This is a genomic window from Plantactinospora sp. CNZ321, assembly GCF_004217235.1.
In genome coordinates this window covers 3,207,657-3,234,656 of the sequence record NZ_SHKQ01000001.1, presented here as the reverse complement: position 1 = coordinate 3,234,656, position 27,000 = coordinate 3,207,657, and the positions used below count along the sequence as shown (strand labels likewise).

Here is a 27,000-nt window from a genome sequence, read left to right as displayed (position 1 = left end):
GGTCAGGCGGACGGTGAACCGGCAGTGGCGCGATGCACCGCGGCCGCGAACGACAGCAGCCGGTCGTCGTCGAAGATGAGGCGCAGCGAGAGGTCGACGCCGTACCGCTCGCTGAGCCTTCTGGTCATTCTCGCCGCGAGCAGCGAGTCGCCGCCGAGCTCGAAGAACCGGTCGTGGCGGGCGATCGGATGCACGCCGATCAGGTCCTGCCACACCTGGGCCACCGCTGTCTCCGTCGCACCGTGCGGTGGCTCGCCGGCATCCGGGATCACCTCGGGCACCGGCACCGCTGCGAGCCCGACGCGGTCCACCTTGCCGCTCGCCGTCCGTGGGAACGCATCCAGCGTGACGAACGCGGCCGGCACCATGTATTCCGGCAACCGGCGGCGCAGGGCCGCGCGGAGGGCGCCGGTGTCCGGGTCGGCCTCCCCGGGCCGCCATCGCAGGTACGCCACGAGCCGCCGGTCGGGTGCGTCGCCGTGCCCGGTCACATGGACGACCGCCTCGGCGATCCCGGGCACGGCCAGCAGGGCGGACTCGATCTCGCCCGGCTCCACCCGATGTCCACGGATCTTGACCTGCTGGTCCAGCCGCCCCAGCACGTCCAGCCCGTACGGCGTCCACCGGCCCCGGTCCCCGGTGCGGTACTGGCGTTCTCCCGGCCGGCCCGCCGGGTCGGGGACGAAGACCGAGGCGGTGAGGCCGGGCCGGCCCAGGTATCCCCGGGACACTCCGACGCCGGGGGACACGATCTCGCCGACGACGTCCGGCGGCACGGGTACGAGGTCACGGGCGAGCACCACGATGCGTGAGCCGGGCAGCGGATAGCCGGCGGTCACCACGGACACCTCGCGGTCGAGCTCCGTCCAGGTCGAGCAGAAGCTGTCCTCGGTCGTGCCGTACAGGTTGATGACCCGTCCCGGCCCGCGGGTCCAGACGCGCCGGGCCAGCGGCGCGGAGAGCGGCTCGCCGCCGAGGGCCACGCTGCGTACCCCGCCGGGCCACCCGTCGATGTCGAGCAGTGCGGCCATCGCGGACGGCACCGTCGTCACCAGAGTCACCCTGTCCCGGTCCGGCAACGTGGGCAGCTCGAGCACCGACTCGGCCAGAACCACGGTGCCACCGGCCGTCAGCGGGGCGAACAGCTCGAACAACGACAGGTCGAAGACGAGCGAGGTTGCGCCGAGGACGCCGGCCATCTCGTCCGCGCCGAACGCCTGCCGGCCCCACGCGATCCTGGCGAGCGCCCCGCGGTGGGTCACCCCGACGCCCTTCGGCCGGCCGGTGGAGCCCGACGTGTACAGCACGTACGCCAGCTGGTCGACGCTGAGCAGGGCGGGATCGTCGAGCGCCAGACAGGTGCGGCCCGCCGCGGCCACCGCGTCGTCGATCGTCACCACCGGCACGTCGTAGGCGTCGAGCCAGGTCGCCGTGTCGGCGTCGGTGAGCAGCAGCCGGGCGCCGGCGTCGGCGAGCATCTCGGCGCGGCGTTCAGCCGGGTCGCTGTCGCGAAGCGGCAGGTAGGCGGCCCCGGCGGCGAGAACGCCGAGCATGGCGACCGGCAGGTCGACGGTGCGCCGGTGGCAGATGGCCACTCGGTCCTCGACGCCCACCCCGAGGCTGCGCAGCCCGGCCGCCAACCGGCGCACCCGGCGCTCCAGCGCCCCGTAGCTGAGCGATTCCTCGGGCGCCGCGACCGCGATCCGATCGGGGTGGCGGGACGCCCCCGTCAGAATCGCCCCGTGCAGCCAGGGCGAGCCGAGATCGGGCACCTCACCGCCGTCGCACCAGCCGGCCAGCAGCGCGCGGTCGGCCGCGTCCATCAGGTCGAGGCGCTCCAGCGGAACGTCCGGGGCGGCGACCCCGGCGGCGCAGAGCCGGAGCAGCTGGTCGGCGAGGCGGTCCATGGTGGACGCATCGAAGAGGTCCGCGTCGTATTCGAAGGCGACCTCCAGCGGGCCGGGCCGGGCCGCAGCGCCGATCAGCACGCTGAGATCGAACTTCGCGACACCGGTCGGTATCGGCGTGACCTCGGCGCGCACGCCGTCCAGCCAGAACTCGGCGGTGGCCGGCTGCTCGCCGAGCATCACCTGGAACAGCGGGTTGGCCAGGGCCGGGTGACCGGCCCCGGTGGCCTGGACGACCTCGGCGAACGGGACGTCATCGTGCGCGATCGCCTCGAACAGCTCGGCCCTGGTGCGGGTGAGCATGGCGCGCAGCGACGGCATGTCGGTCAGATCGGCCCGGAAGACGACGGTGTTCACCAGGGCGCCGAACACCTCGGCGGCGCCGCTCGCCCCGCGGCCGGCCACGGCGACGCCGAGGCCGAAACGGTGCTGGCCGGCGCGCCGGCCGAGCACCGCGCTCACCAGCACGGTCACCGCCATGGAACGGGTCGCGCCGGTCTCGGTGCACAATGCGTCGAGCCCGGCGAGCGCTTCACCCGCCAGGGTACGGCGCACGGTTGCGGCGCGACGGGACGCGACCGCCGGCCGGGGGCGGTCGGTGGGCAGCGCAAGCTCGGGCAGACCGGCCAGCCGGTCCCGCCACCAGTCCAGCTCAGCCCCGGCTTTGCCGCGTGCGGTCGATTCGGCGTGCTGCCCCGCCGCGATGGCGACGCTCGAGCCGGCCGGCGGCAGCGGACGGTCCGTGGCGTACGCCCGGCCCAGGTCGCGGGCGAGCAGATCGAGCGACCAGCCGTCGCAGATCGCATGGTGCGCCACGAAGATCAGGTGGTGGTCGCCGGTGGGCGCGCGCAGCAGCCGTGCCCGCCACGGCGACGCGGCCGTCAGGTCGAACGGGGCGGTCGCCGCCTCCGCCGCCAGCCGGGGGATATCCGCCTCGTTCGCCTCCTCGACGGGAAGGTGCACCGGCGCCGCCGGACCGACCCGCTGCCTGAGGTTCCCCTCCCGGGTCTCCAACCGCACCCGCAGGCCGTCGTGCCGGTCGACGACCGCCCGCAGCGCCCGCTCCAGCCGACCGGGGTCGAGCGGCCCGCGCAGGCGCACCTGCCCGGCGATGTGGTAGGCCGGGCTGTCGGGAGCCAGCGCCTGCAACAGGCACAGCCGCTCCTGGGTCGGCGACAGCGGGTAGAAAGCGTCGTCCGTGGCCGGTGCGGGGGCGACCGGCGACGCGCCCGCCTCGTCCAGTCGCGCGGCCAGCCCGGCGATGGTCGGTTGGTCCAGCAACCGGCCCAGCGGAAGGCGCACCGCCGTCCGTTCCTCGACGGCGGTCAGCAGCCGCATCGCGAGCAGGGAGTGCCCACCCGTCATGAAGAAGTCCGCGTCCGGGTCCGGGTCGGTGACGCCGAGCAGGTTGGCCCAGATCTCGGCGACGGTCCGCTCGGTCGGCGTGCGGGGAGTCCGCCGCGCCGGAACGTGCTCCGCCGGCACCGGAACCCGGGCCAGCGCTTCCCGGTCGAGCTTGCCGCGGGCGTTGCGGGGCAGCGCGTCCAGCGCCAGCCACCGAACCGGCACCATGGCCGCCGGCAGCGCAGCGGCCACGTGGGCGCGCAGTACGGCGGCGTCGGCGTCGCCGACGACGTACGCGGCCAGCGCGGCATCCGGCTCGCCGGCCCGGTGCACGACGACGGCGGCCTCGCGCACGCTGGGATGGGCGCCGAGAACCGCCTCGATCTCGTCGAGCTCGATCCGCACCCCGCGCACCTTGACCTGCCGGTCACCGCGGCCGAGATAGATCAGGTGACCGTCGTGCCGCCGGCGGACCAGGTCGCCGGTGCGATAGGCGCGGGTGCCCGGCGCGCCGGCCGGGTCGGGGCCGAACCGGTCGGCGGTCGCAGCGGCGTCGGCCAGGTAGCCACGAGCCACCTGGGCGCCGCCGAGATACAGCTCGCCGGGCTCGCCCGTGCCGGCCGCCCGGCCGCCGGCCGCCCGCACCCGGGCGCCGACCGCGGGCAGACCGGTGCCGATGGTGACCAGCCGGCGATCGGCCGGGTCCTGTTCGGCGACGGTGGCGTAGGTGGTGGCCTCGGTCGGGCCGTACAGGTTGACGATCCGGCCGACATCGGCGTGTGCCAGGTCGCGGACCAGGGCGGCGGGCAGCGGCTCGCCCGCCAGGTTCACCGCGCCGACGCCCGCCGGCAGGCCGTCGGCGACCAGCTGGGCGGCGATGGAGGGCACCGTGTTGAGCAGGGTCACGTGTTCCCGCTCGGGCAGGCGCGATAGTTGCAGGGCATCCTCCGCGATGATCACGGTGCCGCCCGCCGCCACCGTGACGAGGAGCTCGAATACGGAGAGGTCGAACGTGAGCGGGGTGCCGGCCAGGACGCCGGCGAGCTGGCCGGCCGGGTATGCCCGCACACCCCAGCCGATGAACGCGGCGAGGTTGCGCCGGGTCATCGCGACGCTCTTTGGCCGGCCCGTCGACCCGGAGGTGAACAGCACGTGGGCCAGTTGCTCGGGGTGCGGGGCCGACCCGGCCGGGGACCCGCCGCCCGCGGCGTCGCCGTCGTCGAGCAGCAGCACGGGCCAGCCGGCCGGCACCTGGCCCACGGTGGCCCGGGTGGCGAGGGCGAGTGCGAGGCGCGCGTCACGCCGGATCGCGTCCAGCCGGGCGGGCGGCAGCGTGAGGTCGACGGGGCAGTACGCGCCACCGGCCCGCAGGATGCCGAGCAGCGCGACGAGCAGCTGCGGCGTGCGCGGCACGGCCACGCCGACGCAGACCTCGGGACCCACCCCGCGCGCGGCAAGGCGGGCGGCAAGACCGGTGGCCTGCCGCCAGAGCCCACGGTAGGTGAGCGCCGACGGTCCCTGCCGCACGGCGACCGCGTCCGATCGGGAGTGCTCCCGGATGCGGTCCAGCACGTCACGGAAGGGCCCGGCGGCCGGCAGCGGCTCGGTGCCGGCGCGCGCTCCGGTCACCGGCGCAGACGGGTCGGCCAAGGCGCTCCGGAGCGTGGCGACGTACTCGTCGAGCATCGCCGCGGCCGTCGCCTCGTCGAACCGGTCGGCGTCGTACCGCAGCGCCACGACGGTGCCCGCCTCGGTTTCCCCGACCTCCACTGTGAGTTCGACCGCGCTGCCCGTCGACGGCAACGGCAGCGTCTCGGCCCGCAGGCCGCCCAGGTCGAGCAGCACGCCGGGCAGGCCGAGGGCGAGGCCCACGGTGCCCGCCGGGGCGAAGGCGGGCGGGCGGTGGTAGACGAACAGCACGTCGAAAAGCGGGTTCCGCCCGTCCCGGCGGGAGGCGCCCGCAGCCTCCACGATCTCGGCGAACGGCAGCGCCTGGTGGTCGAGGGCGGCGGTCACCGCCCGGTGCGCACGGCGCACCAGCTCGGCAAGGCTGCCCGCCGCCCCGTCGAGGCGCAACGGCACGGAGTTCGCCAGGAAGCCGACCACGCCGCGCAGGGCCGGTGTCCCCCGGCCCGCGACCGGCGTGCCGAGCACGACGTCACCGCCGCCGGCATAGCGCGCCAGCTGCGCGGCCAGCGCGGCGACCAGCACGGTGTACGCGGTGGTGCCCAGCCTCGTGGCCGCGGCGGCGAGCGCGTCGCCCGGCAGGTCGCCGGCCGTACGTCGGACGACGCCGACGTGCTCGGCCGACATTCCGCTCGCCGGGTAGTCCGCCGGGAGGGTGGCGTGCCCGGCCTCGTAGCCGTGGAAGGCAGCGGCCCACCATTCGCGCAGCCGCTCCCACGCCTCGACGTCGCCCGGACCGGGCAGCCGGCCCGGCTCGGGCAGCACCGGCTCGGCACCGGAGCGCAGCGCGCGGTAGATCTCGGCGAACTCGGCGAGCAGCAGCGCGGCCGACCAGAGGTCCACCGCCGCGTGGTGCACCGCGACGGCGAGAATCCGGCCGGCGTCGGTCTCGACGAGCGCGGCACGCAACAGCCCTGCGGCGGCCGGGTCGAAGGGGGCGTTGGTGACCTGGTGGACCGCCGCGTCGACCGCTTCGGCCCGGCGCCCGCGCAGGTCGATACGTCTCAGCACCGGTGACGGCGGCGGCTCGCCGGCCGCTCCGGCGGTCGTGGCGCGCAGGGCGGGATGCCGGTCGAACAGCAGGCGCAGCGTCTGCTCCAAGGCGTCCGGATCCACGTCGCCGCCGAGCCGGAACGCGCGGCCGAGCACGTGCATCGTGGTGCCGGCGTGGTACCGCTCGAGGTAGCGGATGCCGTCCCCGTTGGCCTCGGCCATCGCGCCGCCGCTGGCGGTGCCCGTCGCGGCCGCCCCGCCCTGCCCTTCGGCGATCAGCGTGGCCAGTGCGATAACCGACGGCGCGGCCATGAGGTCGGCCACCAGCACCTCGACACCCCAGTGGGTGGCGATGTCGCCCTGAAGCTGCAGGAGCGCGAGCGAGTCGAGGCCGAGTTCGAGCAGGGAGACGTCGCCGCGCGGCTCCGCGACCCCGCCCACGGCCGCGACCCGGGCACACAGGTCGGCCACGATCCCGGCGAGCCCCTCGGGCGCGTCGGCGGATGCCTCGAAGGTTCCGCCGGCGGGCCGGTCCTCGTGCAGTACCGGAAGCTCCTTGCGCCGGTACCGGTCCCGGGCGACGGACCTGCGGACCTTGCCGCTGGTAGTCCGCGGGAGACCGCCCCGGCGAACCAGCAGCAGCGCCGCCGGGCTCGCCTCGGTGGCCGCGAGGATCGCGGCCCGCGCCCGCGAGAAGAAATCGGCCGGCAGCTCCACACCGCGGGCCGGAGCCTCTATCGCGGCGACCAACTGCTCCCCCGCCGACCCGTCGGCCGGCTCGACCGCGAACGCAGCGGCCGCGGACCCGCACAGCACCGGATCGACGCCGCGCAGGATCTCCTCGACGTCCTCCGCGTGGATGTTGCGGCCTCGCACCACGACGATGTCCTTGAGCCTGCCGGTGATGAACACCTCGCCGTTGACGATCCGGCCGATGTCGCCGGTCCGCAGCCCGTCCGTCCGATACACGGCGGCGGTCTCGGCGGGCCGCCGCCAGTAGCCGGCGGTCACGCTCGGACCCCGCAGGACCAGCTCGCCGGTCTCGCCGGGGTCGGCCGGGACGCCGGTCTCCGGGTCGAGCACAGTGAGCGTCTGGCCGCCCAGCACCGAGCCGTTGGACACCCGCTCCGGCACATCGGGCGCGTCGTCCGCCCGGAAACGCAGGCCGCCGAGGCGCGCGCCGCCGCTGACGATGAGGGTCGCCTCGGCCATGCCGTAGCAGGGGTAGAACGCCTCGGGCCGGAAGCCGGCGACCGCGAACGCCTCGGCGAACCGGCGCAGCGTACCGGCCCGGACCGGTTCCGCACCGGTGAACGCGACAGCCCACGCCGAGAGGTCGAGGGCGGCCCGCTCGTCGGCCGGGATGCGCTCGACGCACAGGTCGAACGCGAAGTTCGGGCCGCCGGACACCGTCACCCGGCCCTCGCTGACCAGCCGCAGCCAGGCCAGTGGCCGACGGACGAACGCCTCGGCCGGCATCAGGGTCATCGACATGCCCGACCACAGGGGCGACAGCATGCCGCCGACCAGACCCATGTCGTGGTAGGGCGGCAGCCAGACCAGGGCCCGGTCCGCCGGCGTGAGCGTCATTCCGTCGGTGATGGCGGCGGTGTTGTGCGCAAGGTTCGCGTGGGTCACCATGACGCCCTTGGGGACCCCGGTCGAGCCCGAGGTGTACTGCAGCACGGCGAGTTCCGACCCGGCGGGCTCGGTGCCCGCTTCGGTCGGCCGGGCCAGGCCGGCCAGGCCGTCCGGCCCGAACGCGGCCACGGCGCCGGCGTCGCGCACGATCGGGTGGTCGGCCAGCTCGGCCGTCTGCAGCGGCCGACCGCCCCGGGGCGGCAGCGGCACGGCCACCAGTCCCGCCGCCAGAATGCCGAGGAAATTCACCAGGTAGTCGAGGCCGCCCGGAATGGCGAGCGCCACCCGTTGACCGGGCGCCCAGGACTCACGCAGCCGCGCGGCGACCTCCGCCACGCGGGTGGCCGCGTCGGCATAGGTGAGATCGCGCAGCGCCCCGGTGGCGGTGTCGAGGTCGCGGTATCCCACCCTCGCCGGCTCGCGCTCCGCACGCCGTAGCAGGGCGTCGATCAGCGGGCGGCTGTCGCCGGTCACGACGCGCCCAGCGGCCGCGCGCCGGCGGCGGTCAACGGGCGCGGATCGCCCGGCGGCTCGTCGAGCCGGCGGATTGCGGCGGTGAGCCGGTCCAGCACGTCCTCGTGGTCGGCGAGCAGCAGGCGGGTCCGGCGGCTCAGCTCCGCGGCGTAGTTGTCGCCGGTGGTGGAACTGTGCGCGCCGAAGATGCGCAGCCCGGTCCACTGGTGGGCCAGCCGGTCGACCTGTCGCCCGGCATGCACCAGCGCATCGCAGCGCAACCGGTTCCCCGTCACCCGCAGGAAGTCCGCGTGCAGTGCCGCCGCTCCCTGCGCCGCCCAGCCGACGCCGTACAGCTCCGCCAGTGCGCCGGCCCGGTCGTCCCGCCCAGCCACGTCGGCCAGCCAGTGGCGCAGGCCCGCCAGCCCACCGCGGCGCGGGTCGCCGGGCTCCAGCCAGCCACGGACGTTGTGCGCCACGACCCCGCCCACCCAGGCCGCGGTGGCCTTCGGCGCCGTTCCGGTGAACTCGACGTCGATCCAGCGGTGCCGGATCCGGTGGCCGGCGAAAAAGTAGTCCCTGGTGTTGGGCCGGGCCTCGTTCGCCGAGCCCCGGGCGCGCAGGAAGTCGTCAAGCGCGAGGGGCCCGGTGAACAGCGGCGGTGTGGCCTCCAGCAGGTAGACCTCCCGTGCCTCGTCGTCGAAGCCCCACACCACGACCAGATGCGCGGCGTGCACGTCACCGAACGCCGGCCGGATGGGCATGTAGAAGTTGTCCACCGCGGCGAGCACCGGACGGCCGTCCTGGATGGACGCCCGGATGCCGGCCCAGGCCTCCTGCGCGTCCGCCGGCTCCTGCCACCGCGCCCGCACCGGATGGAACGGGAAGAGGTTCTCCCCCAGGGTCGGCCGGGGCGCCGGGTGGTAGTACTCCTCGCCACTCACCCGCGCCGGGTCGTGGTGGAACTCCCATCCCGCGCCGAGCGCCTCCACCGGGTCGAAGCCCTGGCGCAGCAGCAGCGTGCCGAAGCAGTCGTGCAGGCAGTTGCCGAGGTCGTGGAACCAGAACGGGACGTCCTTCAACAGCACCTTCATCGGCTAGTTCCATCCGTTGGCGGCGAGCGTCATCGCGAAGACGTGGATCGCGATGTTGTGTGGCAGACGCAGGTATGCCAGCTCCTGCTGGCGCGAGACGGCCAGGCGCTGTTGCCAGATGCGCGGTCCGATTCCCGCCTGCACGTGCCGGGGAAAGTGGATCCGGCGGCAGGTGATCGCCTCGATCTCGCCGAAGTGCGGCGGCGAGGCGGGCCAGAAGTCGGACACCCGCAGCCACTCCTGGTCCGCCACGCCGTCGCGGTAGTGCAGGTGGACGACGTCCTCAGCCCGCCGTTCCGAACAGGCGAGCAGGTAGATCCAGTCCCATCGGCCGGGCGGCAGGTCGATGCGCTGTCCGGCGCAGACCACGTTGTCGAGACGGCCCGGTCCGGTGCGCGGAAACCTGAACGGCACCTGAGTACGCCGGAACAGCTCCGTCCCGTCGGGCAGCTCCTCGGCGGGGAACGAGTTTCTCCAGACGTTGAGCCGGCCGTCGGCGAGACGGTCCTGGGTGGTGGCGCCGGTATTGTTGAAATAGGCCGTCAAATCAATGGGAACGGCACAGAAACCGGCTGCCTGAATGACGTTTTCCATGGATGTCCCGATTCATCTTCGAGAGTCGTGGAAATGACGGTGATACGAGTCTCGGCAAGTTCCGCGAACCCGTCAAGAGCACTTGAGAGTCCTGCACCCGGCGTTGTCCCGCCGGCGGGACAACGCCGGCGGGACGGCACGTGAGTGCCGCCGGACAATGTCTTTCCGGCCCGCCGGGAATCGCTAGACTAGCGCCGACAAACGACCGGGAGGTGACTTTCCGGTGCGACCCTCCACCGCGCCACGCGGCATCATTCCTGCGGGATTGGCACAAGAACGCTTCTGGTACATCGACCAGCTGCTGCCGGGCACCGCCGTCCACAATCTCGCGTTCGCCGCCGACATCGACGGCGACCTAAACGTCGCGGCCGTCGAGCACGCCGTGCACACCATCGCCCGGCGGCACGAGATCCTTCGCACCCGCTTCGTGGTGCGCGACGGCACGCTGTGCCTCGGCGCGGTCGAGCAGACGGGCCCGGAACTGGCCGTCTCCGACTGCCCGACCGACGACCTCGATGCGGCCACCCGGACGCTGGCGACCGCGCCGTTCGGCTACGAGGCCGGGCCGATGGTGCGGACCGCGCTGTTGAAAGCCGCCGGTCCGGATGCCCCGGCGCGGCATCGCCTGGTGCTGGTGACGCATCACGCGATCTTCGACGGATGGTCGTTCGGCGTGTTCCTGGCCGAGTTCGGCGCCCTTTACCGGGCGCATGCCACCGGCACAGATCCCGAGCTGCCGCCGATCGATCGCCAGTACCGCGACTACGCCGCGGCGCAGCGCGAACGGCTGGCGTCGGACGGCTTCGCCGGCGACCTCGCCTACTGGAGTGGGGCGCTGGTCGGGCTCGCCGACACCGAGCCGGTTACGCTGCCGCCGGACCTGGCGCGGCCGGCCCGGCTCCGGTTCCGCGGCGGAACGCACCGCTTCCGGGTGGCCGCGGACGACCTCGCACGGCTTCGCACGGTCGCCGACCAGGAGTCCACCACCGCGTTCGTGACTTGCCTGGCCGCCCTGCAGGCGGTGCTGAGCCACCGCACCGGCCGCACCGACGTCGTCGTGGGCGCGCCCGTCGCCGGACGGCCGGACGCCACGGCCGAACGGTTGATCGGTCCGTTCCTCAATGTGGTCGTGCTTCGCGGCGACGTCTCCGGTGACCCCACGTTCCGGCAGCTGCTGGTGCGCGGCCGAGCCGTTACCGGCGACGCGTTCGCGCACGCCGACCCGCCGCTGCAGTACGTCGCCGAGCGGCTCAGCGCCCGCCGCGGGCCGGCGGCGGCGCCGTTCCGCGTCGCACTCGCCCTGCAGAACACGCCCGCCGCGGCGCTGGACCTCGGCGCCGGCCTGCGGCAGCGGCCCGTGCGCCTCGATCCGGAAACCGCGCAGAACGACCTGTCGCTGTTCCTCACGCCCACGGCGGACGGCATGGATGCGATGCTGGTCTACGACCGCGACCTGTTCCGCCCGGAGACCGTCGAAGCGTTCGCCGCCGACCTGCTCGACGTGCTACGGCGGGCCGGCCGGTCGCCCGACACCCCGGTCTCGCGGTGGCTTCGCCGGGCACCCTCGGCGGCCGGGCCCACACTGCCGGCGGTCCTCGACGGCCTGACCGGTCATGCCGGCCCGGGACCCGATGCCACCCTGGTGGCACGGTTCCGCCGGTGGGCCGCAGCGCAGCCCGAGCGGGACGCCCTGGTTCACCACGATCGGCGGGTCAGCTACGGCGAGCTGGACACGTCGAGCGACCGGATCGCCGACGCCCTGGTGGCCCACGGCGTGCCCGCCGGCGCGCCGGTGGCCCTGATCGCGGACAACCACCCGGCGGCCATCGCCGCGCTACTCGGCATTCTCAAGGCCGGCGCGGCATTCGCCTGCCTGGACCCGCGCCAGCCTCCGGCCCGGCACGCCGAGATCCTGGCCGACCTGGCGCCCGCCCTGCTGATCGTCGACGACCCGGAGCGCCGCACCGGCCCGGTCCCGGTCCTGGTGCTCGATGAGCTGATCCGTACCGGCCGGGCGGACCGCCCGGCGCAACGACCGATCGACCCGGAGACGCCGGCCTATGTCGCGTACACCTCGGGCTCCACCGGGCGTCCCAAGGGGATCCCGCACCGCCACCGGGACCTGGCGCAGTTCGTGGCCTGGCAGAGCGAGGCGTTCGAGATCGGACCGGGACTGCGGGTGGGTCAGCTCGCCTCGCTCACCTTCGACGTCGCCTACTGCGAGATCTTCGGGGCGCTCTGCCACGGCGCCACGCTCTGCCTGCGGCCGCCCGGCGCCACCGCCGACCCGGCGCTCCTGTCCGCCTGGCTGAGCAACGACCGGGTTCAGCTGCTCCAGGTCATCCCGCGGCTCTTCGACGAGATCCTCGCCGCGGCCGGCGCCGCCGGCCTGCCGGAGCTGCGCACCGTCATGTTCGTCGGCGAGGCGCTGCACACGGAGCGGGTCGATCGGGTACGGGGCTGCCTCGGCGATGACGTCCGGCTGGTCAACGTGTACGGACCCACCGAGGTCGTGGCCGCTACCTTCCACGTGGTGCCGGCGACGGCGGCCGGACCGCCGGATGCCGTGGTGCCGATCGGCCGTCCGATCCCCGGGCGGCACCTGGTGTTGCTCGACGAGACCGGCGTGCCCTGCCGGCCGGGCACGGTCGGCGAGATCTGCATCTTCAGCCCGTACCTGGCCGACGGTTACCATCGCGACGCGCGAGAGAGCGCCCGCCGGTTCGTGCCGAGCCCGCTGCCGGATCGCCCGGGCGTCATGTACCGGACCGGCGACCTGGGCCGCCTGCGCGGCGGCGCGCCACTTCTGGAGTTCGCCGGGCGGCTGGACAACCAGGTCAAGATCAACGGCATCCGCCTCGAGCTGGAGGAGGTCGAGGCCTCGGCCGTCGGCCACCCGCAGGTGCGCGAGTGCGCCGCCGCGGTGCGTACGGCCGGCGCCGGGCAGCGGCTCGTCGCGTACGTGACGACGGTCGACGGGTCGCCAGTGCCGGACCTCCGCGACCACCTGCGGCACAGCGTCCCGGCACACCTCGTGCCGGCCGAGGTGATCGTGCTGGCGGCGCTGCCCCGTACGGTCAGCGGAAAGATCGACCGGGGCGCCTTGCCGGCGCCGCCCACCCGGCCGGCGCCGGCCGGCCACGTCGCCCCCCGCACGTTCCTGGAACGAACCCTGGCGGCGCTGGTCGCCGAGGTGCTCGAAGTCGAGCGGGTCGGCGCGCACGACGACTTCTTCGACATCGGCGGCAACTCGCTGCAGGCGGCCCGCCTGGTCAACCGGGTACGCGACGAGCTCGGCCTCGACCTCGGGCTGCAGGCGCTGCTGGACGCGCCCACCGTGGCGGGAGCCGCAGCCGCCGTGCAGGCCGCCGCCGGCGATATCGACTACGACGAGCAACTCGCCGCCATCGAGCGCGAGCTCGACCGTATGACTGCCGACGAGCTTTCCACGCTCGTTCGTCAGCACCAGCCCTCGACCGAGAACCAGGGGAGCCATGACGACCGAGACAGTTGAGATCACGTTCGCCGACCACACCCTGGAGGACCTGCACGAGATCGCCACGGCCCGGCCGCGGCTCGCGCTCGGCGCGGACGTGGCCGAGAAGATCGCCGAGGGCGCTCGGTACATCGAGAAGATCCAGTTCCAGGACCGGCACATCTACGGCGTCAACACCGGCTTCGGCTCCCTCTGCGAGACTCGCATCGACCCGTCGGCCATGTCGGCGTTGCAGCACAAGCACCTGGTGTCGCACGCCTGCGGCATCGGCGAGGTGGTGCCCGAGCGGATCTCCCGCCTGGCCATGCTGGTCAAGCTGCTGACCTTCCGGGCCGGCTACTGCGGCATCTCGCTTGACGTGGTGGGGCGGCTGCTCGACCTCTGGAACGCCGGCGTCATCCCCGCGATCCCGCGGAAGGGCTCGGTCGGCGCCAGCGGCGACCTTGCACCCCTGGCCCACCTGGCGCTGCCCGTCATCGGTCTGGGCCGGGTGTACCGCGACGGCGAGCTCGTCGACGCGGCGCCGGTGCTCGCCGAGCTCGGCTGGAAGCCGATCACTCTGCGCCCCAAGGAGGGACTGGCGCTGACCAACGGCGTGCAGTACATCAACGCCATCGCCGCTGACTGCGTCGTGCGCGCCGGCCGGCTCGTCCGCACCGCCGACGTCGTGGCGGCCTTGAGCCTCCAGGCGTTCAGCTGCGCCGAGACGTTCTACGAAAGGATCCTGCACGAGACCTCGCGGCACCCCGAGCGCGGCGTGGTGGCGGCGAACCTGCGCACCATGGTCGAGGGCAGCAACCACTTCACCCTGCCGGGCAGCAACGTCGCCAAGGAGGACCCGTACTCGTTCCGCTGCGTGCCGCAGGTGCACGGCGCGGTGCGGCAGACGTACGGCTTCGCCCGCACCATCGTCGAGCGGGAATGCAACAGCGTCTCGGACAACCCGCTGTTCTTCCCCGAGCACGACCGCGTGATCCTCGGCGGCAACCTGCACGGCGAGTCCACGGCGTTCGCGCTGGACTTCCTCGCCATCGCGATGAGCGAGCTCGCCAACATCTCCGAGCGGCGCACCTACCAGCTGCTGTCCGGTCAGCACAACCTGCCGGACTACCTGGTTCCGGTACCGGGACTGGACTCGGGCCTGATGATCCCGCAGTACACCTCGGCCGCCCTGGTCAACGAAAACAAGGTGCTGTGCACCCCGGCCAGCGTCGACACCATTCCCACCTGCCAGCTGCAGGAGGACCACGTCAGCATGGGCGGCACCAGCGCGTACAAGCTCATGCAGATCCTCGACAACTGCGAGTACGTGCTCGGCATCGAGCTGATCACCGCTGCGCAGGCCGTGGACCTCAACAAGGAGCTGCGGCTGGGTCCGGCCTCCCAGCGGGTCTACGACGAGTTCCGGTCGGTCGTCCCGTTCCTGGACGCCGACCGGCAGCAGTCGCTGGACATCGAGGCGGCCCGGACGCACGTCCGGGCGCAGAGCCCGGCCTGGGCCGCAGGACTCGCCTGATGCCGGCCGACCCGGCGCCGGAGGTTACGTCCCGGCGCGCGCTCGCCGAGGAGCTGCTGCGAGCCCGGCTGCGGCCCGGCGCGGATCGGGCGGCTGCCCCGGTCCGGCACCGGGACCCGGCGCCGCTCACGTACCCCCAGGAGCGGCTCTGGCTGCTGGAGCAGATGTATCCCGGGCGCGGCGCGTACTACGAGGTGTTCGCCGTACGGTTGGACGGGCCACTGGACGCCGGCCGGCTCGAGCGCGCACTCGCTGCGGTGGTTCGCCGGCACGAGGCGCTGCGGACCGCGATCCGCTGCCGCGACGGGCGGCCGGTGCAGGTGGTGACGGACGACGTCACCGTGCCGCTGGAGACCCAGTCGTTCCCGCAGCCCGGCGCGTCCGCCCGGGAGGAGGCCGCGCTCACCGCGGTGCGGACCCGCGCCGAGCGCCCCTTCGACCTCACGGTCGCACCGCTGATGCGCGCATACCTGGCCCGTCTGGACGCCGAGCGGCACATCCTGGCGCTGGTGATGCACCACATCGTCACCGACGGCTGGTCGCTGCGGATCCTGCTGGACGAGATGCTCGCGCACTACGTCGCCGAGGCCACCGGTGTGGCTCCGGCGCTGCCGGCGCTGCCGTTGCGGTACAGCGACTACGCGCACGAGCAGCGAGCCCGGCCGCCGGAGGAACGGTTCGCCGAAGGGCTCCGGTACTGGGCCGAGCACCTGCGCGGCGCACCCGGCGCGCTGCAACTGCCGACCGATCGTGACCATCCGGCCGTGCCGACGTACGCCGGCGGTGAGCATGTGTTCACCGTGCCGCCTCCGCTGGCAGCAGCCCTGCGGCAGCTGGCCCGCCGGGAACGGGCCACCCTCTTCATGGTGCTGCTCGGTGCCTACGCCACGCTGTTGTCCCGCCTCGGCGGCCAGGAGGACGTCGTCGTCGGCACGCCGGTGGCCAACCGGGAGTCCGCGGCCACCGAGCGCCTCGTCGGCCTGCTCATGAACACGATCGCGCTCCGCACGTCGCTGGCCGGCGAGCCCACGTTCCGGCAGCTGCTAAGGCGGGTGCGCGAGGTGGTGGCCGCCGGGCTGCAGCATGGCGACGTGCCGTTCGAGAAGGTGGTCGAGGCAGTCGGCACCGACCGCGAGGTCCTGCGCAATCCCCTGTTCCAAGCGATGTTCGTGCTGCACAACACCCCGTTCGCCAGCCCGGACCTGCCGGGCGTCACGGTTACCGCGCTGTCCGGGTTGACCGGCACCGCCAAGTTCGACCTGACGCTCGGCGTCGTCGAGGTGGGCGACGCGCTGGAGTGCCAGCTCGAGTTCAACGCGGACGTCTTCGACCCGGCGACCGCCGCCCGGCTGGCCGGCCACTACCGGTCGCTGCTGGCCGGCGCCGTGGCGGACCCCGACCGTACGATATGGGACCTCGACCTGCTCGATCCCGGGCAACGGGCGGCGATCGAGGCGGACTGGTACCCGCCTACGGCCGCCCCGGGGCCGGTCGCCTGCCTGCACGATGCCTTCGCCGCCCAGGCCGCACGCACACCCGGGGCGCCGGCGGTCGTCGACGGCGCACGCCGGGTCACCTACGGTGAGCTCAAGTCGCGGGTGGACGCCCTGGCCGCCCGGTTGCGGCGGCACGGCGTGCGCCGCGGCACGCTGGTCGCCCTGCAACTCGAGCGCGGCCTGGAGCTGGTGACCGGCATTCTCGGCGTGCTGACCGCCGGCGGCGCCTACGTTCCGGTCGATCCCGGCGAACCGCCGGAGCGGCTGCACTACATCCTGGCGGAGACGAGCCCCGTGGTCCTGCTCGTCCGGCGGGTGCCGGACGCGGCGCCGCACCACGACGGCACCGTGATCCTGGCCGTCGACGGCGACACCACCGAGCCGGCCGGCGACGGCGACACCACCGAGCCGGCCGGCGACGGTGACGCCACCGAGCCGGCCGAACCCGGGGACCTGGCCTACGTCATCTACACCTCGGGTTCGACGGGCCGGCCCAAGGGCGTGCCGATCGAGCATCGCAACGTGATCGGGCTGTTTCGCGCCGTCCGCGAACGGGTCCGGTTCGGCCCCGGTGACGTATGGACGATGTTCCACTCCTACACCTTCGACGTGTCCGTCTGGGAGCTGTTCGGCGCGCTGCTGCACGGCGGCACGCTGGTGATCGTGCCGCGGGAGGTGAGCCGCTCCCCCGAGGAGTTGCGCCGGCTCCTGGCCGAGCAGCGGGTGACCGTCCTCTGCCAGACACCGACCGCGTTCTACGGTCTCGCCGACGCCGACGCCGACGCCCGCGCGGACGGCGCCGCACTGGACGCCCTCCGCATGGTCGTCCTCGGCGGGGAACGGCTGGAGTTCGGGCGGTTGGCCGGCTGGTTCTCCCGGTACGGCGACGAAGTGCCGCGGGTCGTCAACGCGTACGGCCCGACGGAGGCCACCGTGTGGACGACCTGGCGCGACCTCACCGCGGCCGACACGGGCATCGCCCGCAGCCGCATCGGCAGGCCCCTGCCCGGGGCGGGAGTCCTCGTGGTCGACCACCGGCTGCGGCCGGTGCCACCCGGCGTGCCGGGGGAACTCGTGATCGGCGGACCCTCGCTGACCCGGGGCTACCTGAACCGGCCGGAGCTGACCGCCGAGCGGTTCGTCGTCGACCCGCTCGGTGGCGACCGCCGCGGCTACCGCACGGGGGACGTGGTGCGCCGGCTGGCCGACGGGGACCTGGAATACCTCGGCCGGACCGACTTCCAGGTGAAGATCCGCGGGCACCGGGTGGAACCCGGCGAGGTGGAGTCGGCGATGCGCGAACACTCCCAGGTCGCCGAGGCGGTCGTCGTCGCCGGGCCCGACCCGGCCGGCGGCGAGAGGCTCATCGGATACGTGGTGGCCGCCGGCGTCGCCGCACCCCCGGCCGGCGAACTGCGCGACTTCCTGCGCCGGCGTCTTCCCGCCTACATGGTGCCGTCGGCGTTCGTGGCGATCCCCGCCGTTCCGCTGACCACCAGCGGCAAGACGGACCGCCGGGCTTTGCCGCCGCCGCCCGGCGCGGAGACGGTGCGGACCGAGCCGTACGTCGCCCCGCGCACGCCGGCCGAGCGCGTCCTCGCGGCGATCTTCGCGGAGCTGCTCGGCGCCTCCCGAATCGGCATCGACGACAACTTCTTCGATCTGGGCGGCCACTCGGTGCTCGCGCTGCACCTGCACCAGCGGATGCGGGCGGAGGCGCTGCCCGTCGAGGTCATCAGCATCTTCCAACACCCGACTGTGCGCACCCTGGCCGGCCTGCTCGATCGTGAACCGGCGGGAGCGGCCGCGCTGGGCCGGGCCCGCGACCGGGGAGCCGAGCGCCGGGCCGCCCGGGCGGGGCGCGCGGTCGCCGGGCTGCCGACCGGCGGCACGATGAGCGAAGGGCGCGAACCATGACACCATTTCCCGGCGCCGACGACATACCGGTACCGGAGACCGCCGTCGCGATAGTGGGCATGGCCGGTCGGTTCCCGGGCGCCTCCTCGGTCGCGCAGCTCTGGCGCAACCTGTGCGACGGCGTCGAGAGCGTCACCTTCTTCACCCCCGAGCAGCTCGCCGCGGCGGGAGTGCCCGAGCAGGAGTACGCCGACCCGGCGTACGTGCCCGCCCGCGCCGTCGTCGAGGATGTCGAGCTGTTCGACGCGGAGTTCTTCGGGTACAGCGTGCGGGACGCGGAGATCCTCGACCCGCAGCAACGGCTGTTCCTGGAATGTGCCTGGCACGCGCTCGAGGACGCCGGGTACGACCCCGAGCGGTACGACGGCCACATCGGCGTGTTCGGCGGCTCGGCGATCAGCATGTACCTGCTGGGCCTGCTGGCGCACCCCGAGCTGGTGCGCACCGTCGGCGGGTACCGCCTGCTGCTCGCCAACGACAAGGACCATCTGACCACCCGGGTGGCGCACAAGCTCAACCTGCGCGGTCCGGCCGTGACCGTGCAGACCGCCTGCTCCACCTCGCTGGTCGCCGTGCACCTCGCCGTGGACTCGCTGCTCTCCCGTCAGTGCGACCTGGCCCTCGCCGGCGGGGTCACGCTCAGCCTGCCGCAGGTGGCCGGATACCGGTTCGAGGAGCAGGGCATCATGTCGCCGGACGGGCACTGCCGGCCGCTGGACGCCGCGGCCGCCGGCACCGTGCCCGGCAACGGCGCCGGAATCGTGGTTCTCAGGCGCCTGGCCGACGCGCTCGCCGACGGGGACACCGTGCACGCGCTGATCCTCGGCTCGGCGGTGAACAACGACGGCGGCCGGAAGGCCGGGTACACGGCGCCGAGCGCACAGGGCCAGGCCGAGGTGGTCGCCGAAGCCGTGGACGCGGCCGGCGTCAGCCCGCACAGCATCGGGTACGTCGAGGCGCACGGCACGGGCACCGGGCTCGGCGACCCGATCGAGGTGGCGGCCCTGGCCGAGGCCCTCGGCCGGGACGAGACGTCCGCGAGCTGCATCGTCGGCTCGGTGAAGTCGAACGTCGGCCACCTGGACGTGGCGGCCGGTGTCGTCGGCGTCATCAAGACGGCCCTGGCGCTGCGGCACGGCGTGCTGCCGCCGACGCTGCACTTCCGGGCGCCGAACCCACGCAGCCGGCTGAGCGAGGCCGGCTTCGTGGTGAACTCCGCCGTTCGCGACTGGCCGGCCGGCGACGGCCCGCGCCGGGCCGGGGTCAGCTCGTTCGGCATGGGCGGCACGAACGCCCACGTGATCCTGCAGGAGCCGCCCGCGCCGCCGCCACACGTCCCCGGCCGCACCCGGCACGTGCTGACCCTGTCGGCGACGAGCCCGGCGGCCCTGACCGAGCTGAGCGCCGTGCTCGCCCGCCACCTGAGCGAGGAGCCGGGGGCGCCGCTTGCCGACGTCGCCTACACCACCCAGGTGGGCCGCCGGGTGCACCGCTACCGGCGGGCGGTGAGCGGTGCGGACGCGGCCGAGCTGTGCGCCGCGCTCAAGGCCCGGCCGTCCGCGGGCGACGGCACCGCTGGCGGTCAGGAGGTGGCTTTCCTCTTCCCCGGCCAGGGTTCCCAGCGCCGGGGCATGGCCGCAGTGCTGTACCGCGAGGAGCCGGTCTTCCGGGCCGCGGTCGATCGCTGCCTGCGATTCGTCCCGGCCGCGCTCGGCACCGGCCTGCGCATGGCGCTGCTGGACGACCCGGGCGCGCCGGACCTGCGCGACACCGCGCTCGCCCAGCCCGCGCTCTTCGTCGTCGAGTTCGCGCTGACCGAGCTCTGGGCGGCCTGGGGCGTACGGCCGGCGGCGATGATCGGCCACAGCGTCGGTGAATACGTCGCCGCCTGCGTGGCCGGCGTCTTCTCGCTGGAGGACGCCCTGGCGGTGGTCACCGCTCGCGGCCGGCTGGTGAGCGGTGTGCCGGCCGCCGCGATGCTGAGCACCGGCTGCTCCGAGGACGAGCTGGCCGAGCTGATCGACGGCATCGGCCGGCCCGGCGTCGCCGCCGAGGTTTCGGTGGCGGCGATCAACGGACCCCGCCTCACCGTGCTTTCCGGAACGAGCGAAGCGATCACGGCCGTCGAAGGGCAGGCGGCCGCCCGGGGTGTCCCGGCCCGGCGCCTGTTCGTCTCGCACGCGTTCCACTCCTGGCTGCTCGATCCGGTGCTGGCCGAGTTCGAGGCGGTGGTGGCGGGCGTGCGGCGGAACGCGCCGCGGATCCCCTACCTGTCCAACGTGACCGGCCGCTGGATCACGGCCGACGAGGCGACCAGCCCTCAGTACTGGGCCGCCCACCTGCGCGGCACGGTGCGCTTCGCCGACGGCGTACGGAATCTGCTGGCCGGCGGTCCGCGGGTGCTGCTGGAGGTGGGGCCCGGATCCGGGCTGGCCGGCCCGGCGGTCGTGTCGGGCGGGACGGACCGGCCGGTGCTGATCAGCACCCTGCCGGCCACCGGTCCCGGCGGGCTCGCCGGTGCGGCCGTGCCCGACGCGGCCGGCGGACTCTGGGCCGCCGGTGTCGACATCGACTGGTCCGCATACCACGACGGCCCCGGGCGCCGGCGGGTGCCGCTGCCCGGCTATCCGTTCCAGCGCCGCCGGCTGTGGATCGACGGGGGCCCCGGCCTCGGCGGCTACCGCGCCGCCGGCAGCGAGGCGCCCACCCGGGCGCCGGCACAGGCGCCCGCCGGCCCGGACGGCGATCCCGCCGCCACCGACGTGGAACGGGTGCTGCTCGGCCTCTGGACCGAGATGCTCGGCGAGCAGCCGATCGGGCTGCACGACGAGTTCCTCACGCTGGGCGGCCACTCGTTGCTCGCGACGCAGCTCACCACGCGGATCCGGGAGACCTTCGACGTTCCGCTGACCATCGAGCAGCTCTTCGAGCTGCGCACCGTCGCACGGATCGGCGACCACATCGAAAACCTGCTCCTCGAAAGGCTGGCGGCGCTGGACGACGACGAGGTGGAGCGTCTGGTGTCCGAGGAGGCGCTGTGATCGCTCTGCGCGACGAGCAGCGGGTCTTCGAGCACGAGCTGCGCGAGTTCTTCGCCACTTCGGAGATGGCTGCGGCGGTCGCGGCGGCCGCGGTCGCCGGCCCGGGCGCCGGGGAGCCGCTGCATCTTGTGCACCGGCTGCTGGGCCGGCGGGGCTGGCTCGCCGCGGGTTGGCCGGTGCGGTACGGCGGCGCCGGCCGGGGCCCCGTCGAGGCGGCGCTGGTGCACCGCGAGCTGGTCCGCCACGGCGTGCCCGACCTGCTGTTCGTGGTGTCCATCTGCTATGTGGGCAACCTACTGCTGGCGGCCGCCGGCGAGGTCGTGCGCGAGGCGTTCCTACCGCGCCTGGCTCGCGGCGAGCTCACCTCGTGCACGCTGTACAGCGAGCCGTCGACCGGGTCCGACCTCGCGTCGCTGAGCTGCCGGGCCGAGGAGGTACCGGGCGGCTTCCGGCTCTCCGGAACCAAGGTGTACAGCCAGGCGACCGAGCACGCCGGGTACGGCGTGGTCGCGGCGCGCACCGCGGGCCCTGCGGACGCGCCGCACGACGGGATCACGCTGTTCTGGATGCCGCTGGACGCGTCCGGCGTGACCGTGCGCACCACGCCGTGCCTCTCGGCAAACCCGTTCAGCCGGGTGACGCTGGACGGCGTCGAGGTGCCCGCCGACAACGTGATCGGCACGGTCGGCGAGGGCTGGCCGTTGCTCAACGAGGCGCTGTCGATGGAGCGCACCGGCCTGGAGGCTCACCTCAAGGTGCGCCGCTGGCTCGACGACATCGCTGCGCATGCCCGGACCGGCGGCGCGGGCTCCGACCCGGCCGTGGCGCAGGCGCTCGCCGCGCTCGAGAGCGAGGTCTCGGCCGGCGGGGAGCTGGCCTGGGAGATGATCGGCAAGCAGGCGCAGGGGCGCCTCGACGGCGTAGGCGCGGCCATGTCCAAGTGGTACAACACCGAGGTCGGCCGGCCGTTGGCTCGGCTCGCCCTCGACGTGGGCCTGCCGGACGCCGGTTCGTTGCTGGGCGAGGCGCCCGGCCTCACCCTCTCCGCGGGCACCTCCGAGATCATGCTGTACGCGATCGCGGGCGGCCACCTGCGGGTACAGATTCCCGATGCGGCCGCCGAACCGCTCGACGACCCTGACGCCCGGCTGCGCCGGAGGCTGCGGCGCTTCGTGGAGGCCACCTTCCCCGGCCCCCTGCTGGCCGCCGGTGACGATCCCATCCGTACCGAGCCGGTGGACGGCAGCCCCGGACCGGACGAGGTCTGGCGGGCACTGGTCGACAGTGGCACGGCGGGCCTGACCCTGCCCCGGGCCGCCGGTGGCTCCGCCGCGGGACTGGCCGACTCCGTGGTGCTGATGCACGAGCTGGGCCGGCTGCTGATCGCCGGACCGCTGGCGCCCACGCTCGCCGTCGCGGAGCAGGACGGGCCGGCGGCGGGCGACCTGACCCGGACGGTGGCGGTCGCGCCGCCGGCCGTCGGCCACCACCGGCCGGCGCTGGCCGACGGCCGGCTGACCGGTGACGCCGGGCCCGTCGTCGGCGCTGAGCAGGCCGACCGGCTGCTGGTGCTCGCCTCGGCGCCGGCCGGGCCGGCGCTGGTGGTGGTCGACCGGGACGCGGACGGCGTAAAGATCGTCTCGCGCGGGGAACTCCGGATTGCCGAAGTCGGCTTCGCCGACGCGGCGGTGCCCCAGCAGAACGTGGTGTGTGCGGCCGGGTCGCCGGCGTACTGGCGCCTGCTCGACCGCCTGTACCTGCGGCAGAGCGGGTACCTGCTGGGCCTGGCGGGGCACGCGTTCGAGCTGACCCTGCGGTACGCCAAGGGCCGCCGCCAGTTCGGTCGTCCCGTGGCGACGTTCCAGCACGTGTCGTTCCGGCTCGCGGCCCTGGCGACCCGCCTGCACGCTGCGGGCCGTCTGGTGCGCGCCCTGGCGGTCACGCACGACGCGGGCGGGGCCGCCGGGAGCGCGGCCGCCCTCGCCCTGGTGTCGGAGCTCGCCCGGGACGTGACCGCGGAGGGGGTTCAACTGCACGGCGCGTACGGCTACACGCTCGCCGCACCGGTGGCCCGGTATTACCGCCGGGCGGCCGTGGAGACGATCCGCTACGGCACCCCGGCCGCGCTGCGTGCGCAGGCCGCAGCGCGGCTACCGGTCTGACGTCACCAGGGTGGACCGGGCCGCGGCGACCACCGCCTCCGCCGTGATGCCGGCCTGCTCCAGCAGGTGTGCGTGGTCGCCGATCAGGGTGAAGAACCGGTCCGGTGCGCCGATCCGGCGCACCGGCCGCGGGTCGGTCGCGCTCAGCCACTCGGCCACCGCCGAGCCCAGACCACCGCTCATCCAATGCTCCTCGACCGTCACCACTACCCTGGCCGCCCGCGCCGCCCGGCTCAGGGTCGCGGTGTCCAGCGGCTTGACCGTGTGCATGTCGAGCACGGTCACTCCGGCGCCGGCCGCCGCCAGCGTGTCGGCCGCCGCGAGGGCCGCACACACCGGCCGCGGGCCGCACGCGACGATGAGCACCTCGCCGCCGAGCGGGCGCAGCACCCGGCAGCTCCCCCAGCGCACCGGCCCCTTCCCGCCGGGCAGTGGCGGGGTGGCGTCGCGCCCGAGCCGCAGATAGCTCGGGCCGTCAAGGGCCGGCGCCCGGCGCAGCAGGGCGAGCGCGGCGTCCGTGTCGGCCGGCACCGCTACACGCATGCCCGGCAGCATGCGCATGATCGCCACGTCCTCCAGCGCGTGGTGAGTGGGACCCAGCGACGCCGCGGACAGGCCGGCGTGGGAGGCCACGATGTGCACCGGCAGGCCGGCGTACGCGAGGTCCACCTTCACCGCCTCCAGGGCGCGGGTCGCCGCGAACGTGGCCATGGTGTGCACGAACGGGATCAGCCCGGTGCGGGCCAGCCCCGCGGCCACCCCCATCATGTTCTGCTCGGCTATGCCGAGGTTGAGGTAACGCGCCGCGGCCGGGCCGAAGTCCACCCGGGCGAAGGCCCCCGTGTCACTGTCGAGACAGACCACCCGGTCGTCGGCGCGCATCAGGTCGGCCAGCTGGTGTGCGCACGCCTCTCGGGCCGTCCGGCCGCCGGCAGCGGCGGTCACGACGGATCCCGCGGTTCCGCCAGGTCGAGCGTGGACATGGCGCGTCGCAGCTGCGCCCCACCCAGCCGCGCGAAGTGGCTGTGCACCTTGTTCTCCACGTAGGGCAGGCCCTTTCCCTTGATCGTGGCGGCAAGCACCACGGTGGGCCGGCCCGGCGCGGTGGAGCCCAGCACCGCGCGCAGGCTCGCCGGATCGTGCCCGTCCGCCGTGACCACCCGCCAGCCGAAGCTCTCCCACTTGCCGGCCAGCGGTTCCAGACCCACGACCGACTCGGTAGCTCCGGTGATTTGCAGGCCGTTGCGGTCGACCACGGCGGTCAGCCGGTCCAGGCCGTAGCCGCCGGCGGCCATGGCCGCCTCCCACACCGAGCCCTCCTGCAGCTCCCCGTCGCCCAGGATCACGAAGCAGCGGCGGGCCGAGCCGGTCAGCCGCAGGCCGAGCGCGACGCCCACGCCCAGCGGCAGGCCGTGGCCGAGCGCACCGGTGGGCGCCTCGATGCCGGGCACGCCGGGGGGCGGATGCGCCGTCAGCCGGCTTCCGGGCAGCCCGTACGAATCCACCAGCGCCTCGGGCAGGAACCCGCACTCGACGAGCACCGCGTACAGTCCGATCGCCCCGTGGCCCTTGCTGAGCAGCAACACGTCCCGGTCCGGTCCGCCGGGCCGCGCCGGGTCGACCAGCATGACTTCGCGGTACAGGACGAGCAGGATCTCGACGAGCGACATCGAGCCGCCCAGATGGCCGCCGGACGGCGACGCGCACATCGCCACGATTCGCCGCCGCACCCGCAGGGCGGCGGCGGCGAAGTCCGTCGCGGCGGTCACGGCCGGTGTCCCGCGGCCAGCCGCTCGCCGAGCCGGTCGAGCGCATTGATGAGCACCGCGATGGCACGCAGATAGTCGTCCAGCGGTAGATGCTCGTCGCCACTGTGATCCAGCCGGCTGTCGCCCGGCCCGTAGCAGGCCATCGGCACCGACCAGTAGCCGGCGAGCGTGTTCATGTCAGAGGTGGCCGTCTTGACCTTCAGCGTCGGCCGTGTGCCCTGCCCGCCGATGGCGCCGCTCAGGGCGCGTACCACCGGGTCGCGGCGGCCGACCCGGCACGCCGGCACCGAACTCACCAGCGTGATCTCTCCCTCGGGCAGCCGGTCGCGGAGCACGGCGAGCAGGTCGTCCGGGTCGAAGCCGAGCGGGCTGCGCACGCTGAACACCGCCTCGGCGGCGTCGAGATCGCCGCGGATCTCGTGCAGCCTGGTGCCCGGCAGGTCGAAGGCGGCGTGGCTGAGCCGGGGGCCAACCGCGTCCTGGAAGGTCCGCCACGCCGCCGCGGTGAGCTCGGCCGCCCGCGGGGTGGGCCGGGTGGAATGGCCGGGCGCGCACCGCACCCGGTAGTGGAAGTCCGTCCGCCCCTTGTAGCCGAGCACCACCGAGGACCAGCCGCTGGGCTCGCCGATCAACAGCGCGTCCGGCGCCGGGTAGGTCCGCCCGAGATGGTGTGCCCCACGGGAGCTGGGCACCTCCTCCTCGACGGCGCCGGCCACCACCAGGCGGCCCGGAAACCGGCTCGCCGCGGCCGCGCAGACCATGGCGGCGAGCGCACCCTTGGCGTCGACCGAGCCGCGCCCGTACAGCCGGCCGTCGCGCACCGCCACCGGAAGGGTGGCGCCCTCGGTGTCGAGGTGGCCGACGAGCATCACCGTCGGGCCGCCTGGCGGCCCGATCTCGCCGACCGCGTTGCCGGCCGCGTCCACCCGCGCCTGGTAGCGACGCGCGGTCATCTCAGCGACCAGGAGCCGGGCGAGGCCGCGCTCGCCGCCCGAGGGCGAGGGCGTCTCCACCATCCGGCGCAGCAGCCCGACGGGATCCATGGCGCTCACCGCGCCGCCGCGAACAGCACCGGCACGATCCGGCTGCCGGCGCCGGCGAGGGCTGCGGTGACCGGCGCCGGGACGCGGGCGTCGGCTATCTGCACCGACGGGATCCCCGCCTCGACCGCCGAGCGGGCGGCCAGCAGCTTCACCGCCATCCCGTCGGTCGCGCCCGGCGGCGGCGGGCCCGCGCCGACCGGTACGACGCGGCGCAGCGTGCTCTCGTCGGCCGCGTCGGCGAGCACCCCGGGCGCGCCGGTGAGCAGCACCAGGGCACTGGCCCGCAAGGCCACCGCGATGGCCGCGGCGGCCCGGTCGGCGTTGACGTTCAGCGGCTGGCCGTCCTCGCCCAGGGCCGGCGGCGACACCACCGGCACATAACCGGCGTGCACCAGATGCGTGAGCAACTCGGGCCGGGCACCGACCAGCCGGCCGGCGTGGTCGTCGCGCACCACGACTCTCCGTCCGTCCAGGATTGCCCGATGCGCCGCCACCCGCCGGGCCCGCAGCAGGCCCGCGTCGAGGCCGGTCAGGCCCACCGCCGGCACACCCGCGCGCAGGAGGCCCACCAGCAGGCGTGGCTTCGCCGCCCCGGCCAGGGCGAGCACGGTCACTTCCAGGGTGGCCGCGTCCGTGTACCGGCCGACCGACCCGTCCGGCGCCAGCAGTTGCCGCTGCGGCACCCCGAGCCGGCCCGCCAGCCCGGCGATGTCGACGGATCCGCCGTGCACGAGCACCACCCGCCGGCCGGCCCCGGTCAGGGCGCCGACGTCGGCACAGATCGCGGCCACGTCCGCCGTGCCGTTACCGGCGCACTTGACCACCACGATGTCCGGCATGGCCCTCCC

At 74.3% G+C, this 27,000-nt stretch carries 12 protein-coding genes; 5 read left to right on the top strand and 7 right to left on the bottom strand.

Annotated elements, in window-relative coordinates; translation table 11 throughout:
* Positions 1 to 2: 2 nt before the first annotated feature.
* The 3 genes from EV371_RS14435 to EV371_RS14425 are packed head-to-tail and all read right to left on the bottom strand — an operon-like array spanning position 3 to position 9,664.
* The gene (locus tag EV371_RS14435; protein ID WP_130462489.1) at positions 3 to 8,045 is read right to left on the bottom strand and encodes a non-ribosomal peptide synthetase; all 8,043 of its coding nucleotides are present in this window, start codon (positions 8,043 to 8,045) and stop codon (positions 3 to 5) included.
* A complete protein-coding gene (locus EV371_RS14430; RefSeq protein ID WP_130462488.1) occupies positions 8,042 to 9,118 on the bottom strand; it encodes a BtrH N-terminal domain-containing protein in 1,077 nt (358 codons plus the stop codon). Before EV371_RS14430 ends, EV371_RS14435 begins: the two co-directional genes overlap by 4 nt.
* A gap of 3 nt (positions 9,119 to 9,121) precedes the next feature.
* The gene (locus EV371_RS14425) at positions 9,122 to 9,664 is read right to left on the bottom strand and encodes a hypothetical protein (protein WP_130462487.1); all 543 of its coding nucleotides are present in this window, start codon (positions 9,662 to 9,664) and stop codon (positions 9,122 to 9,124) included.
* A 271-nt stretch (positions 9,665 to 9,935) separates the two neighbouring features.
* Between EV371_RS14425 and EV371_RS14420 the strand changes: the two genes are divergently transcribed.
* From EV371_RS14420 to EV371_RS14400, 5 genes are read left to right on the top strand one after another with little or no spacing between them, the layout of a single operon-like run.
* The gene (locus EV371_RS14420) at positions 9,936 to 13,226 is read left to right on the top strand and encodes a non-ribosomal peptide synthetase (RefSeq protein ID WP_130462486.1); all 3,291 of its coding nucleotides are present in this window, start codon (positions 9,936 to 9,938) and stop codon (positions 13,224 to 13,226) included.
* Positions 13,207 to 14,724: a histidine ammonia-lyase gene (hutH, locus tag EV371_RS14415; protein ID WP_130462485.1), complete on the top strand. Its 1,518-nt coding sequence runs from the start codon at positions 13,207 to 13,209 to the stop codon at positions 14,722 to 14,724. Before EV371_RS14420 ends, hutH begins: the two co-directional genes overlap by 20 nt.
* Positions 14,724 to 18,137, top strand: a complete 3,414-nt coding sequence (locus EV371_RS14410; RefSeq protein ID WP_130462484.1) for a non-ribosomal peptide synthetase — start codon at positions 14,724 to 14,726, stop codon at positions 18,135 to 18,137. The genes hutH and EV371_RS14410 overlap by 1 nt, the downstream gene beginning before the upstream one ends.
* Positions 18,134 to 21,178, top strand: a complete 3,045-nt coding sequence (locus EV371_RS14405) for a type I polyketide synthase (protein WP_130462483.1) — start codon at positions 18,134 to 18,136, stop codon at positions 21,176 to 21,178. Before EV371_RS14410 ends, EV371_RS14405 begins: the two co-directional genes overlap by 4 nt.
* Positions 21,175 to 23,340 (top strand): acyl-CoA dehydrogenase family protein, encoded by a 2,166-nt coding sequence (locus EV371_RS14400; RefSeq protein ID WP_130462482.1) that lies wholly within the window; start codon positions 21,175 to 21,177, stop codon positions 23,338 to 23,340. Before EV371_RS14405 ends, EV371_RS14400 begins: the two co-directional genes overlap by 4 nt.
* On the opposite strand, the gene EV371_RS14395 is transcribed toward EV371_RS14400, so the two are convergent.
* Genes EV371_RS14395 through argB form a run of 4 tightly spaced genes read right to left on the bottom strand, consistent with a single transcriptional unit; the run spans position 23,329 to position 26,991 of the window.
* The gene (locus EV371_RS14395; protein WP_349339841.1) at positions 23,329 to 24,285 is read right to left on the bottom strand and encodes a transketolase family protein; all 957 of its coding nucleotides are present in this window, start codon (positions 24,283 to 24,285) and stop codon (positions 23,329 to 23,331) included. The genes EV371_RS14400 and EV371_RS14395 overlap by 12 nt on opposite strands.
* Complete coding sequence (locus EV371_RS14390) at positions 24,282 to 25,109, bottom strand: transketolase (protein WP_486484612.1); 828 nt, start codon at positions 25,107 to 25,109, stop codon at positions 24,282 to 24,284. Before EV371_RS14390 ends, EV371_RS14395 begins: the two co-directional genes overlap by 4 nt.
* Positions 25,106 to 26,152 (bottom strand): M20/M25/M40 family metallo-hydrolase, encoded by a 1,047-nt coding sequence (locus tag EV371_RS14385; RefSeq protein ID WP_130462481.1) that lies wholly within the window; start codon positions 26,150 to 26,152, stop codon positions 25,106 to 25,108. Before EV371_RS14385 ends, EV371_RS14390 begins: the two co-directional genes overlap by 4 nt.
* 5 nt (positions 26,153 to 26,157) lie before the next feature.
* Positions 26,158 to 26,991 carry an acetylglutamate kinase gene (gene argB / locus EV371_RS14380; RefSeq protein WP_130462480.1) on the bottom strand — a complete coding sequence of 278 codons (834 nt, stop codon included), beginning with the start codon at positions 26,989 to 26,991 and terminating at the stop codon, positions 26,158 to 26,160.
* Positions 26,992 to 27,000: the final 9 nt, after the last annotated feature.